The organism is Jonquetella sp. BV3C21 (genome assembly GCF_000468895.1).
In the GTDB taxonomy this organism is placed as follows: Bacteria; Synergistota; Synergistia; order Synergistales; family Dethiosulfovibrionaceae; genus Jonquetella; species Jonquetella anthropi.
Genome location: NZ_AWWC01000011.1, coordinates 1 through 10,442 on the forward strand (window position 1 = coordinate 1; position 10,442 = coordinate 10,442).

A 10,442-nucleotide genomic window follows, 5' to 3' on the forward strand; every position below is an offset into this window, starting at 1 on the left:
GGGGGGAATCCACAGTGTCGACGAAAAACATTCGCATTCGGCTGAAAGCTTTCGATCATCGGGTTATCGACGCTTCAGCCGCGCAGATCGCGGACGCGGCGGTTCGGAGCGGGGCAAAAGTTGCGGGCCCCATTCCGCTGCCCACGAACGTGAAAAAATTCTGCGTGTTACGTTCTCCCCACGCCGACAAGGACGCTCGGGAGCACTTTGAAATGAGAACTCATAAGCGGTTAATCGACATCATGGATCCAACGCAGAAGACGATGGAGGCCTTGATGCAGCTCAATCTTCCGTCGGGAGTCGACATTCAGATCAAGCTCTGATCGGCTCAAGGCAGGAAGCTCTGGGTAAAAGCTGAAACTTCCCCAGCGCGCAGATGGTGCGCTGGGGAAGCTCTGAGCAAAGGAGAGTTGTGCAATGATTGGTATTCTTGGACAGAAAGTCGGAATGACAAGGGTTTACAGCGAGGAAGGCCGCGCCATCCCCGTGACGGTCATCGCCGCCGGGCCTTGCCCGGTCGTCGACCTGAGAACGCCGGAGAAAAACGGCTACAGCGCAGTGCTTCTCGGTTTCAGCGAGCGTAAGCCTCAGCGGGTAAGCAAGCCGCTGGCAGGGACGTTCAAGCGGGCTGGCGTCACCCCGTGCCGCTGGCTGAGGGAGTTCCGCGTGGCTGATTCCGGAAAATGGGAAATCGGCGGCACGGTGAACGTCTCCCTGTTCCAGGCCGGTGAAGCGGTTGACGTCACTGGAACCAGCAAAGGTAAGGGAACCGCCGGCGTCATCAAGCGTTACGGTTTCGGCGGCGCGCCGGCCAGTCACGGCGTTTCTAAAACGCACCGCAAGCCGAACTCCAGCGGCGCCAGTTCCTATCCCAGCCGCGTCTTCAAGGGTAAGAGAATGCCCGGCCGCATGGGGAACGAACGAGTGACCGTCAAAAACCTGACCGTCGTCGCCATTGACGTGGAGAATAATCTCCTGCTCGTCAAAGGTGCCGTGCCTGGCGCCAAAAACGGCCTCGTCCTGGTTCATAAACAGGGCTAAGGCCGCAGAAGGGGGATTATCATCATGCCCGTTATCAAAATACTGAATTTTGCAGGAGAGTTTGTCGGCGACTTGGAGCTGAGCGACGCCGTGTTCGGCGTTCCATTCCATTCCAGCGCCATTCATCAGGTCGTCGTCGCCCAGCAGGCGAATGCCCGTCAGGGTACGGCCTGTGCGAAGGACCGCGGTGAGGTTCGCGGTGGTGGACGGAAGCCTTGGCGGCAGAAGCACACCGGCCGCGCCCGTGCGGGCAGCATTCGCTCGCCTCTGTGGGCCGGCGGCGGCGTCGTTCACGGCCCCAAACCGCGGGACTACTTCCTGAAGGTTAATAAAAAGATTCGCGCGCTTGCGATGCGCAGCGCCCTGTCGGTCCGGGCCGGCGAGTCCCGCCTGTTCGCCGTGGAGGGTTTCTCGCTGGAAGCTCCTTCGACGAAGAAAATGCTGTCCTTCTTGGCGGCGGTTGGCGCCCGCAAGCCTCTGATCGTTCTGGACAGCCGCAATGAGAACGTCATCCGCTCGGCGGCGAACATTCAAGGCGTCAAGGTTCTTCATATGGACAGCATCAACGTGCTTGATCTGGTACGTCACGACGGTTTGGTAGCGACCACCGCCGTTTTGAAGCGGTTGGAGGAGGTATACGCGCGATGAAACTCATGGCTTATGACATCATCGTACGTCCCGTCATCACTGAGAAGAGCAGCCGGATGATGGAAATGAACAAGTACACTTTTGAAGTCCATCCTCAGGCGAATAAAAGTGAGATTCTCCATGCCGTGGAAACGGTCTTCAAAGTGAAAGTGCAGTCTGTTCATACCGCTAAGGTTCATTCCAAGCCGAAGCGTATGGGCATGGCAGTTGGAAAGAGCCGCGCCTGGAAAAAGGCTATTGTCACCGTTGCCGACGGCCAGAAGATCGAGTTCTTCGAGGGCGCTGGCGCCTAGCGATCGGAGGGAAAGAATATGCCAATTAAAAAGTTCAAACCCGTTACCGCCGGTCGGCGCCACATGGAGATCCTCAGTTCTGAGGGGATCACCAAGTCTACGCCTGAAAAGAGTCTCCTTTGCGGAGCGATCAAGCGTTCCGGCGGACGGAACAACTCGGGAAGAACGACGGCTCGTTTCATTGGCGGCGGACATGCGCGCCGGTATCGGGTTGTTGATTTCAAGCGCGATAAAATCGGCATCCCCGGCCGCGTTGCGGCGATCGAATACGATCCCAACCGGTCTGCCCGGCTGGCGCTGATTTTCTACGCTGACGGCGAGAAGCGCTACATCCTGTGCCCCAACCTGCTGAAGGTGGGCGACACGGTTCTGGCGGGCAAGGGCGCTGATATTCAGCCCGGAAACTCCATGAAGCTCGCTGACATTCCCGTGGGCACGAACGTCCACAATCTGGAAGTCATGCCCGGCCGGGGCGGCAAACTTGTCCGGTCCGCCGGCGCTACAGCCCAGCTGATGGCTAAAGAGGGCAAGTACGCTTACCTTCGGATGCCGTCCGGTGAGCTTCGGCTGATCCTCTTGGAGTGCACCGCGACCATCGGTCAGGTGGGCAACTTGGAGCACGAAAACGCGATGGCCGGCAAGGCCGGCAGAACTCGCTGGCTCGGCAAGCGGCCCCACGTTCGGGCAATGGTTCAGAACCCCTGCGACCACCCGATGGGCGGCGGTGAAGGACGAAGCAAGTCGAATACGCACCCGGTCTCGCCTTGGGGAACACCGGCCAAGGGCTACAGAACCCGGAAGAAGAAGCCCACGGATCGCTTGATCATCCGGCGCCGGGCTAAGTAGTCGAGGAGGACAGAAAGTATGGCACGTTCAGCGAAAAAAGGGCCATTCGTCGAGGTTCGCCTGATTAAACGGGTTGAAGCGATGAACGAGTCCGGGACAAAAAAAGTCATAAAAACCTGGTCCCGCGCGTCAATGGTCGTCCCGCCGATGATCGGTCACACGATCGCCGTTCATAACGGCCGCACGCACGTACCTGTCTACGTCAGCGAGAACATGGTTGGCCATAAACTGGGTGAGTTTGCTCCCACGCGCCGGTTCGGCGGACATGCCGGACAGGAGCGCAAGGCAGCTCCGACGCCGTCGAATTAAGGAGGACTGACGATGCAAGCTAAGGCAATTGCCCGCTCCGTTCGTATTTCTCCTTTCAAAGTTCGTCAGGTGCTTCCGCTGATTCGCGGAAAAGGCGTCAGCGCTGCCATCACCGCGCTGCACTATTCGCCCAAGAAGGCCGCCCGTCTGGTGGAAAAAGTCCTGAAGAGCGCCGTGGCGAATGCGGCGAATAACCTGAGCCTTGACGTTGATACGCTGAAAGTCGTTGAAGCGACGGCGGATCAGGGCCCTGTCATGAAGCGGTTCAATCCGGTATCAATGGGACGGGCTCACGCTTACGTACATCGGACCTGCCACATTGCCGTGACGGTTGCCGAATAGGAGGAATGGCATATGGGTCAGAAAGTTCATCCGATCGGTTACCGTATCGGTGTGATTCGCGACTGGGAATCCAAGTGGTACGCCAGCGGCAAGAACTATCACGAATCGCTCCATCAGGATCTTAAACTGCGGGAATGGATCAAGAGCCGCTGGGAAGGCTCAGGCATCTCCCGGGTGGAAATTGAGCGCGTCGGGAAGATCATGCGCTTTACGATTTGGACCGCACGGCCTGGTGTAGTGATTGGCAAGCAGGGTGCTGAGATCAACAAGCTAAAGGAAGACCTTCAGGCTAAAACCGGCACTCGGGTCATGATCAACGTTCAGGAGATCAAGAACCCTGAGGTTGACGCTCAGCTGGTGGCTGAGAACGTTTCCAGCGCTCTGGAGAACCGCATCAGCTTTCGCCGCGCCATGAAGCAGGGCCTGTTCCGCACCATGAGAGCCGGCGGGCTTGGCATCAAGATCCAGTGCTCCGGTCGGCTTGGTGGCGCTGAAATCGCCCGGACCGAGTGGTACAACGAAGGGCGCCTTCCCCTGTCAACCCTGCGGGCTGACGTTGACTACGGCCTTTCCGTTGCCAAGACGATGTACGGCACCATCGGTGTCAAGGTGTGGATTTACCGCGACGAGAAGGCGATTAACACGGCCGCTCCTCGGCAGCCCCGCCGCGGCCGTAAAGAAGGAGGGCGTTCCTGATGTTGATGCCCAAGCGCACCAAGTACCGCAAGGCTTACCGGAAAAACCTAGTCGGTGAGTGCAAGGGCGGGGATTACGTCGCTTTCGGGGAATACGGGCTTCAGGCGGAAGAGTGCGCCTATATTACCGCCCGTCAGATAGAAGCAACGCGTGTGGCAATTAACCGAAAGCTCCGCAAGGGCGGCCGGCTCTGGATCCGGATCTTCCCTGACGTTCCTTTCACGAAGAAGCCTCTTGAAACCCGAATGGGAAAAGGAAAGGGCGCTCCGGAGTTCTGGGTCTCGGCAGTTCGCCGCGGCCGGATCCTCTTTGAAGTCGGCGGCGTGCCGCTTGACGTCGCAGAGACTGCTTTTCGCACGGCATCGCACAAGCTGCCGATCAGGGTTCGACTTGTAACCCGCGATACTTTGGATGGTGAATAGCAATGGACGCAAAAAGCCTGCGCGAATTGACGGTTGAAGAACTCCGCGACAAGCACCGGGAGTTCAAAGAAGAGCTCTTCAACCTGCGGTTCCAGAACGCGGTCGGTCAGCTGAAGAACACCAGCCGCATTCGGGATGTAAAAAGAACCATCGCGAGAGTCCTTACCATCGTTCACGAGAAAGAACAGGGACTTGTCGTGGACGGCGGAAGGAGGTAAGAGACGATGGAAGGCAAAGCACTTCATCATCACAAAGTGAAGGTCGGCGTCGTCGAAAGCGATAAGATGGAGAAGTCCGTCTCTGTCAGGGTGACTCGGCACGCCATGCACCCGGTGTACGGCAAGAGAATGGTGACCTCGAAGAAATTTGTCGCTCACGATGAGTCGAACGATTGTCACGTGGGCGACCGGGTGCTCATCGAAGAATGCCGGCCGTTGAGCCGCACAAAGCACTGGAAAGTCGTGCGGGTCATTGAGCGCGCGCTGGCTCTTGACGGCGAAGAAAAAGAGGAGGCGTAGAGCATGATCCAGCTCAACACCGTTCTGAACGTCGCCGACAACTCTGGCGCCAAGCGGGTCAAGTGCATCCAGGTTCTTGGCGGCAGCAAGCGCCGCTATGCCACCGTGGGTGACGTGATCGTCTGCGCGGTTAAGGAGGCCATCGCCAACAGTCAGGTGGCGAAGGGGAAAGTCGTCAAGGCCGTGGTCGTCCGCACGAAGAAAGAAACTCGCCGTCTGGACGGATCTTACGTTCGTTTTGACGATAACGCGGCGGTCATCATTGATGCAAACGGAGATCCCAGAGGTACGCGTATCTTCGGTCCCGTGGCTAGAGAGCTTCGCGCCAAGAAGTACATGAGAATCATCTCTTTGGCGCCTGAAGTGGTGTAGGAGGACTGAAATGAGCGGTTTGCGACTGAAAAAGGGAGACAGAGTCAAGGTCCTTTCCGGCAAGGATAAGGGCAAGGAAGGGAAAATCCTGACCTGCTACCCGGACAAAAATAAAATCATCGTCGAGGGAGTTGCCGTAGTATCGCGCCACACCAAGCCCAGTCAGGCGAATCCTCAGGGCGGGATCGTCAAGCGCGAATCGGCAATTGACGCGTCAAAGGTGATGCTGGTCGATCCCAATACGGGCAAGCCTACCAGAGTGGGATATCGTTTCCTGAGCGACGGCCGTAAAGTTCGCGTGGCAAAAGCTTCGGGCGAAGCGATCGACCAACTGTAGCGAGGAGGCCCAATATGACGACAGCACGCATGCAAGAGAAATACACCGCGGAAGTGGTGCCTTTCTTGCAGAAAGAGTTCTCGTACAGCAACGTCAATTGCATCCCACAGATCAAGAAAGTAGTCATTAACATCGGCGTCGGCGACGGGAAGTCGGACGCAAAGTTCATTGATGCAGCAGCGAACGAGCTGGGCATCATCAGCGGTCAGAAAGCCCAGGTGCGCCGGGCGAAAAAGTCCATCGCTGGATTCAAGCTCCGCGAGGGCGCGCCGGTTGGGTGCTTCGTCACCCTTCGGGGCGTTCGGATGTGGGAATTCCTCGACCGGCTGCTGAACGTGACTCTTCCTCGAATCAAGGACTTTCAGGGTGTCAGCCGCACGGCGTTTGACGGCCGGGGCAACTACAACCTGGGTCTGAAGGAGCAGCTGATCTTCTCGGAAATCAACTACGACAAGGTCATCTCCGTGAGAGGCATGAATATTTCCATCGTCACGTCAGCTAAGACGGATGAAGAGGCTATGGCCCTGCTGGCAAAGCTGGGCATGCCGTTCGCTCGCTAGGAGGCGAAGTTATGGCCCGAAAAGCACTGAAAAACAAGGCTGCTCTCGCCCCTAAATTCTCCACGCGAGGCTACAACCGCTGTCCGCTGTGCGGCCGCATTCATGGTTACATGAGAGTCTTTAACATGTGCCGTCTGTGCTTCCGCAAACTTGCCCGGGAAGGGAAGATCCCCGGGGTCGTCAAGTCTAGCTGGTAGGCTCGAACGAGAGAACGAAAGGGGAACGAGGAATGTACGTGAACGACCCTATCGCGGATATGCTCACGAGGATTCGGAATGCCAACACGGTTCGCCACGAAAGCGTTGACGTGCCGATCAGCAAGATGAAGTTGGCAATCGCCAAGATCCTCAAAAGTGAGGGTTTCATCCGCAACTACAAAGTCATCAACGATCCGAAGAAGAATTACGGAACGCTTAAAATTTTCCTGAGCTACGGTCCCAACAGGGAGCGCGTCACTCAGGGGCTGACCCGGGTGAGCAAGCCCGGCCGGAGAATTTACGTGGGCAGGGACAAGCTGCCGAGAGTTATGGGCGGCTTGGGCATCGCGATCATTTCGACCTCTCAGGGTCTCAAGACCGACGCGGAAGCGCGCGTTTTGGGCCTAGGCGGCGAAGTAATCTGCCACGTTTGGTAGAGGTGAGCCGACATGTCGAAAATCGGTCGCAAGCCTGTCGTTCTGCCGAAGGGCGTCTCTGCGGAGATCAAGAACGGCACCATCACTGTCAAACACGATAAGAACGTACTGTCGATGCCGCTTGTTGACGACATCGAAGTCGAAATTGCCGACGGACACATCAGCGTCTCCCGAGCAAATGATGAAAAGCCCACGAAGGCCCTTCACGGCATGGTTCGGGCGATGCTTCACAACATGGTTGTCGGCGTGAGCGAAGGCTACACGAAGGTCTTGGAAATTCAAGGCGTCGGTTACCGCGCCGCCATGCAGGGGAAGAACTTGGTTCTGAACCTGGGATTCTCGCACCCTGTCGAGATCACCCCGCCGGAAGGGATTACCTTCGCGGTTGACGGGAACACGACGATCTTCGTTAAAGGTATTGATAAGCAGGTGGTCGGCCAGATCGCCAGTGAAATTCGCTCGTGGCGCGCTCCTGAGCCTTACAAGGGCAAGGGAATCCGTTACCGCGGCGAATACGTCCGGCGCAAGGCCGGTAAGACCGGCAGCAACTAAACGAGGTGAAGGACATGAATAAACAGAAAAGCAGAAACGCCATGCGTCTTCTTCGGCACAGCCGCCTTCGCCGCCGTTTGTCGGGTACCGCTGCTAAGCCGCGTCTTTCCGTTTTTCGCAGCTTGAAGGAAATCTACGCGCAGGTAATAGACGACACGGTGGGGCATACTCTGTGCTCCGCTTCGACGCTTGATAAAGGACTTCGGGATGCCCTGACCGGCGGTCACTGCACCGTTGCGGCGGCCGCTGAAGTTGGCAAGCTTGTCGCTCAGCGGGCTATCGACAAGGGAATTTCCGAGGTGGTTTTTGATCGCGGTGGCCACGCGTATCACGGCCGTGTTGCGGCATTAGCCGAGGCGGCTCGCGAAGCCGGCCTGAAGCTCTAAGAGGAGGATGCAGATGAACGACAGCAAGCAGCAGAATGCCTCTGAGCTGATTGAGCGCGTTGTCGCGATCAACCGCGTCAGCAAGACGGTTAAGGGCGGTAAGCGCTTCCGCTTCAGCGTGCTGGTTGTGGTAGGCGACGGCGAGAGCAAAGTCGGACTTGGCATGGGCAAGGCCCGTGAAATCTCCGAAGCGGTCCGGAAGGGAATGGAGTCGGCCAAAAAAGCCATGGTCGAAATGAAGCACCACGGCAAGACCATTCCTCATCCCATCGTCGGTCGGTATGGCTCGACGGAAGTCCTGCTCCGTCCGGCATACGACGGGACCGGGGTTATCGCCGGCGGCGTCGTACGCGCCATCATGGAACTGGGCGGCGTGAAGGACGTCATGACCAAGGTTGTCGCTCGGAGCAACAACCCGATCAACGTTGCGCGCGCGACGTTCAGCGCTATCGGTGCGATGCGGACGCGCGATGAGATCTTCTCACTTCGGGGCAAGAAGAACCCTGAGGTCGCGGAGGCGAAGAGCAATGGCTAAGCTGCAGATTCAGTGGAAGCGGAGCACTATAGGCCGTCCGGATCGTCAGGACCGTACTATTCGGGCCCTCGGTTTCACGAAGCTGAATTCGACCGTTGTTCACGAGGACACGCCCCAGATTCGCGGCATGATCTACGCTGTCCGCCATCTGGTGGAGTGGAAAGAGATCGAGGAATAAGGAGGTCCGGGCATGAAATTGAACGAACTTAGACCTGCTCCCGGAGCCAAGCGGAAGCCCAAGCGCTGGGGGACTGGTTCAGGCAGCGGAACAGGCCGGACCTGCGGCAGAGGCACGAAAGGATACAAGGCCCGTTCAGGGAGCAGTATCCGCGCTGGATTTGAAGGCGGTCAGATGCCGATGGTCCGCCGCATTCCCAAGCGGGGCTTCAACAACTACAACTTCGCGAAAGTCTATCAGATCGCCAATTTAGGCGCGATCGCTGAGATCTTCAACGCCGGAGCCACGATCACCGTGAACGAGCTTTTCGCTTTCGGACTGGTGAGATCCATGGAGCTTCCCGTCAAGATCTTGGCAAGCGGAGAGTTGGACAAGCCGCTGGTCATCAAGGCGTCCGCTTTCAGTGCTGCCGCTCGTGAGAAGATAACGGCTGCAGGTGGCACCGCTGAGGTGATCTGACATGGCCAACTCCTTCCGCGACGTCTTCAAGCTGCCGGAACTGAAACGCCGGATCATTTTCACGCTGATGATGCTGTTGGTGTTCCGGATTGGGGCTCACATTCCAACACCGGGAATTGATACGGCTGCCATGTCTCATGCATTTGCCGGCAATGGCGTGCTGGGATTCCTTGACATGTTCGCCGGCGGCGCTCTCAGACGGTTCAGCGTCTTTTCGTTGGGCGTCGCGCCGTACATTAACGCGAGCATCGTCATGCAGCTGGCGTGCGTGATTTTCCCCACGCTGGAGAGGATGCAGAAGGAAGGCCCTCAGGGGCAGAAAAAGCTTACTCAGTACACCCGCTGGGGAGCGATTTTGTTCGGTTTTGCTCAGGCGATCGGGTTGGTCTTTTGGCTTCGCCGGCTCGGCGTTTTTTCGGGCGGTTCGATGGACTTTTTCGTCGCTATCTGCACCGTTGTCGCCGGCTCAATAGCCGTCATGTGGCTGGGTGAAGAAATCAGCGACCACGGGATAGGCAACGGCATCTCGGTCATCATCTACGCCGGTATTGTCGCTCGGTTCCCAGAAGGCGTCATTCGGACCTTTGGTTTGCTGAGGGACGGACAGGTGGGACTTATCACCATGCTCGTCGCCTTAGCCATCATGGTCGGCGTTCTGGCCGGAGCAGTTCTGCTCCAAGAAGGCCAGCGGCGTCTGCCGGTTCAGTACGCCAAGCGAGTGGTTGGCAACCGTGTTTACGGCGGGCAGAGCACGTTCATCCCCCTGAGAATCAACCAGGGCGGCGTCATGCCCATCATCTTCGCCTCCTCGCTGCTGATCTTCCCGTACACGATTCTGAAGTTCTTTGACAGTCAGTCGGTCAACCGGGCTGCTGAAGCTCTGGCTCCTGGCAGTTGGCTGTACTCGGTGCTGTATGTCATCCTTATCGTGTTCTTCACGTACTTTTACACCGCGATGGTCTTTAACCCGGCCGAAGTGGCGGAGAACATGAAGAAAAACGGCGGATTTATCCTTGGTATCCGTCCCGGCAAACCGACTGCCGACTACATTGAGCGGGTAGCGACCCGCATCACCATGGTCGGCGCGGCCATGCTCGTGGTCATCGCCTTGGTGCCCAACGTTTTAACGAACGTGTTCGGCATGACGAGCTTCTACTTTGGCGGAACTGCAGTGCTGATCGTTGTCGGTGTTGCGCTTGAGATCGTCCAGCAAGTCGAGAGCCAGCTTCTCATGCGGCATTACGAAGGCATTTTGAAGCGCGGCGGCGGCGCCTCTGGCGCTGGACTGCTGAGGTTCTAAGAGGGGCGGCGGGC

General features: G+C 57.7%; 22 protein-coding genes. All 22 read left to right on the top strand.

Translation table 11 applies throughout. The features are described from left to right. The first annotated feature begins 14 nt into the window (after positions 1-14). The 22 genes from rpsJ to secY all read left to right on the top strand — a co-directional run bounded on the left by rpsJ (position 15) and on the right by secY (position 10,428). The gene (rpsJ, locus tag HMPREF1249_RS03050) at positions 15-323 is read left to right on the top strand and encodes a 30S ribosomal protein S10 (protein ID WP_008523086.1); all 309 of its coding nucleotides are present in this window, start codon (positions 15-17) and stop codon (positions 321-323) included. Positions 324-417: 94 nt separating this feature from the next. Further along, positions 418-1,041, top strand: a complete 624-nt coding sequence (rplC, locus tag HMPREF1249_RS03055; protein ID WP_008521536.1) for a 50S ribosomal protein L3 — start codon at positions 418-420, stop codon at positions 1,039-1,041. Positions 1,042-1,065: 24 nt separating this feature from the next. Continuing rightward, positions 1,066-1,689, top strand: coding sequence for a 50S ribosomal protein L4 (rplD, locus tag HMPREF1249_RS03060; protein ID WP_021775824.1), 624 nt, complete (start codon positions 1,066-1,068; stop codon positions 1,687-1,689). Next, on the top strand, positions 1,686-1,982 hold the full coding sequence (rplW, locus tag HMPREF1249_RS03065) for a 50S ribosomal protein L23 (RefSeq protein ID WP_008521534.1): 297 nt from the start codon (positions 1,686-1,688) through the stop codon (positions 1,980-1,982). Before rplD ends, rplW begins: the two co-directional genes overlap by 4 nt. Before the next feature lie 18 nt (positions 1,983-2,000). Further along, complete coding sequence (gene rplB / locus HMPREF1249_RS03070) at positions 2,001-2,828, top strand: 50S ribosomal protein L2 (protein ID WP_008521533.1); 828 nt, start codon at positions 2,001-2,003, stop codon at positions 2,826-2,828. A gap of 18 nt (positions 2,829-2,846) precedes the next feature. Continuing rightward, positions 2,847-3,137 carry a 30S ribosomal protein S19 gene (rpsS, locus tag HMPREF1249_RS03075; RefSeq protein ID WP_008521532.1) on the top strand — a complete coding sequence of 97 codons (291 nt, stop codon included), beginning with the start codon at positions 2,847-2,849 and terminating at the stop codon, positions 3,135-3,137. A 12-nt stretch (positions 3,138-3,149) separates the two neighbouring features. Beyond that, a complete protein-coding gene (gene rplV / locus HMPREF1249_RS03080; RefSeq protein WP_008521531.1) occupies positions 3,150-3,479 on the top strand; it encodes a 50S ribosomal protein L22 in 330 nt (109 codons plus the stop codon). Between the two features lie 12 nt (positions 3,480-3,491). Further along, positions 3,492-4,175 carry a 30S ribosomal protein S3 gene (rpsC, locus tag HMPREF1249_RS03085; RefSeq protein WP_008521530.1) on the top strand — a complete coding sequence of 228 codons (684 nt, stop codon included), beginning with the start codon at positions 3,492-3,494 and terminating at the stop codon, positions 4,173-4,175. Beyond that, the gene (gene rplP, locus HMPREF1249_RS03090; RefSeq protein WP_008521529.1) at positions 4,175-4,597 is read left to right on the top strand and encodes a 50S ribosomal protein L16; all 423 of its coding nucleotides are present in this window, start codon (positions 4,175-4,177) and stop codon (positions 4,595-4,597) included. The genes rpsC and rplP overlap by 1 nt, the downstream gene beginning before the upstream one ends. Positions 4,598-4,599: 2 nt before the next feature. Then, on the top strand, positions 4,600-4,815 hold the full coding sequence (gene rpmC / locus HMPREF1249_RS03095) for a 50S ribosomal protein L29 (protein WP_008521528.1): 216 nt from the start codon (positions 4,600-4,602) through the stop codon (positions 4,813-4,815). A 6-nt stretch (positions 4,816-4,821) separates the two neighbouring features. Continuing rightward, positions 4,822-5,115 carry a 30S ribosomal protein S17 gene (gene rpsQ, locus HMPREF1249_RS03100; RefSeq protein ID WP_008521527.1) on the top strand — a complete coding sequence of 98 codons (294 nt, stop codon included), beginning with the start codon at positions 4,822-4,824 and terminating at the stop codon, positions 5,113-5,115. Positions 5,116-5,118: 3 nt separating this feature from the next. Beyond that, a complete protein-coding gene (gene rplN, locus HMPREF1249_RS03105) occupies positions 5,119-5,487 on the top strand; it encodes a 50S ribosomal protein L14 (RefSeq protein ID WP_008521526.1) in 369 nt (122 codons plus the stop codon). 10 nt (positions 5,488-5,497) lie between these two features. Next, positions 5,498-5,824: a 50S ribosomal protein L24 gene (rplX, locus tag HMPREF1249_RS03110; RefSeq protein WP_008523081.1), complete on the top strand. Its 327-nt coding sequence runs from the start codon at positions 5,498-5,500 to the stop codon at positions 5,822-5,824. Positions 5,825-5,838: 14 nt separating this feature from the next. Then, positions 5,839-6,384 carry a 50S ribosomal protein L5 gene (rplE, locus tag HMPREF1249_RS03115; RefSeq protein ID WP_008523080.1) on the top strand — a complete coding sequence of 182 codons (546 nt, stop codon included), beginning with the start codon at positions 5,839-5,841 and terminating at the stop codon, positions 6,382-6,384. Positions 6,385-6,395: 11 nt separating this feature from the next. Continuing rightward, on the top strand, positions 6,396-6,581 hold the full coding sequence (locus HMPREF1249_RS03120; RefSeq protein WP_008521523.1) for a type Z 30S ribosomal protein S14: 186 nt from the start codon (positions 6,396-6,398) through the stop codon (positions 6,579-6,581). Positions 6,582-6,613: 32 nt separating this feature from the next. Further along, complete coding sequence (gene rpsH / locus HMPREF1249_RS03125; RefSeq protein WP_008521522.1) at positions 6,614-7,018, top strand: 30S ribosomal protein S8; 405 nt, start codon at positions 6,614-6,616, stop codon at positions 7,016-7,018. 12 nt (positions 7,019-7,030) lie between these two features. Continuing rightward, positions 7,031-7,570 carry a 50S ribosomal protein L6 gene (rplF, locus tag HMPREF1249_RS03130; protein ID WP_008521521.1) on the top strand — a complete coding sequence of 180 codons (540 nt, stop codon included), beginning with the start codon at positions 7,031-7,033 and terminating at the stop codon, positions 7,568-7,570. 14 nt (positions 7,571-7,584) lie between these two features. Next, positions 7,585-7,956 carry a 50S ribosomal protein L18 gene (gene rplR, locus HMPREF1249_RS03135; protein WP_008521520.1) on the top strand — a complete coding sequence of 124 codons (372 nt, stop codon included), beginning with the start codon at positions 7,585-7,587 and terminating at the stop codon, positions 7,954-7,956. 7 nt (positions 7,957-7,963) lie between these two features. After that, complete coding sequence (rpsE, locus tag HMPREF1249_RS03140) at positions 7,964-8,491, top strand: 30S ribosomal protein S5 (protein WP_008521519.1); 528 nt, start codon at positions 7,964-7,966, stop codon at positions 8,489-8,491. Beyond that, positions 8,484-8,669: a 50S ribosomal protein L30 gene (rpmD, locus tag HMPREF1249_RS03145; RefSeq protein ID WP_008521518.1), complete on the top strand. Its 186-nt coding sequence runs from the start codon at positions 8,484-8,486 to the stop codon at positions 8,667-8,669. The genes rpsE and rpmD overlap by 8 nt, the downstream gene beginning before the upstream one ends. A gap of 12 nt (positions 8,670-8,681) precedes the next feature. Continuing rightward, positions 8,682-9,128, top strand: a complete 447-nt coding sequence (gene rplO, locus HMPREF1249_RS03150) for a 50S ribosomal protein L15 (protein WP_008523074.1) — start codon at positions 8,682-8,684, stop codon at positions 9,126-9,128. A gap of 1 nt (position 9,129) precedes the next feature. Further along, the gene (secY, locus tag HMPREF1249_RS03155; protein WP_008521516.1) at positions 9,130-10,428 is read left to right on the top strand and encodes a preprotein translocase subunit SecY; all 1,299 of its coding nucleotides are present in this window, start codon (positions 9,130-9,132) and stop codon (positions 10,426-10,428) included. The last annotated feature ends 14 nt before the right edge of the window (positions 10,429-10,442 follow it).

Excerpts from the sequence above, each read along its gene's own strand:
- rplD (WP_021775824.1), top strand. The coding sequence starts at position 1,066 with ATGCCCGTTATCAAAATACTGAATTTTGCAGGAGAGTTTGTCGGCGAC.
- rpmC (WP_008521528.1), top strand. The coding sequence starts at position 4,600 with ATGGACGCAAAAAGCCTGCGCGAATTGACGGTTGAAGAACTCCGCGAC.
- rplP (WP_008521529.1), top strand. The coding sequence starts at position 4,175 with ATGTTGATGCCCAAGCGCACCAAGTACCGCAAGGCTTACCGGAAAAAC.
- rpmD (WP_008521518.1), top strand. The coding sequence starts at position 8,484 with ATGGCTAAGCTGCAGATTCAGTGGAAGCGGAGCACTATAGGCCGTCCG.
- rpsS (WP_008521532.1), top strand. The coding sequence starts at position 2,847 with ATGGCACGTTCAGCGAAAAAAGGGCCATTCGTCGAGGTTCGCCTGATT.
- rplV (WP_008521531.1), top strand. The coding sequence starts at position 3,150 with ATGCAAGCTAAGGCAATTGCCCGCTCCGTTCGTATTTCTCCTTTCAAA.
- rpsQ (WP_008521527.1), top strand. The coding sequence starts at position 4,822 with ATGGAAGGCAAAGCACTTCATCATCACAAAGTGAAGGTCGGCGTCGTC.
- rplW (WP_008521534.1), top strand. The coding sequence starts at position 1,686 with ATGAAACTCATGGCTTATGACATCATCGTACGTCCCGTCATCACTGAG.
- rplB (WP_008521533.1), top strand. The coding sequence starts at position 2,001 with ATGCCAATTAAAAAGTTCAAACCCGTTACCGCCGGTCGGCGCCACATG.
- rpsE (WP_008521519.1), top strand. The coding sequence starts at position 7,964 with ATGCAGATGAACGACAGCAAGCAGCAGAATGCCTCTGAGCTGATTGAG.
- rpsH (WP_008521522.1), top strand. The coding sequence starts at position 6,614 with ATGTACGTGAACGACCCTATCGCGGATATGCTCACGAGGATTCGGAAT.
- rplX (WP_008523081.1), top strand. The coding sequence starts at position 5,498 with ATGAGCGGTTTGCGACTGAAAAAGGGAGACAGAGTCAAGGTCCTTTCC.
- secY (WP_008521516.1), top strand. The coding sequence starts at position 9,130 with ATGGCCAACTCCTTCCGCGACGTCTTCAAGCTGCCGGAACTGAAACGC.
- rplO (WP_008523074.1), top strand. The coding sequence starts at position 8,682 with ATGAAATTGAACGAACTTAGACCTGCTCCCGGAGCCAAGCGGAAGCCC.
- rplR (WP_008521520.1), top strand. The coding sequence starts at position 7,585 with ATGAATAAACAGAAAAGCAGAAACGCCATGCGTCTTCTTCGGCACAGC.
- rplC (WP_008521536.1), top strand. The coding sequence starts at position 418 with ATGATTGGTATTCTTGGACAGAAAGTCGGAATGACAAGGGTTTACAGC.
- rplN (WP_008521526.1), top strand. The coding sequence starts at position 5,119 with ATGATCCAGCTCAACACCGTTCTGAACGTCGCCGACAACTCTGGCGCC.
- rpsC (WP_008521530.1), top strand. The coding sequence starts at position 3,492 with ATGGGTCAGAAAGTTCATCCGATCGGTTACCGTATCGGTGTGATTCGC.
- rplF (WP_008521521.1), top strand. The coding sequence starts at position 7,031 with ATGTCGAAAATCGGTCGCAAGCCTGTCGTTCTGCCGAAGGGCGTCTCT.
- HMPREF1249_RS03120 (WP_008521523.1), top strand. The coding sequence starts at position 6,396 with ATGGCCCGAAAAGCACTGAAAAACAAGGCTGCTCTCGCCCCTAAATTC.
- rplE (WP_008523080.1), top strand. The coding sequence starts at position 5,839 with ATGACGACAGCACGCATGCAAGAGAAATACACCGCGGAAGTGGTGCCT.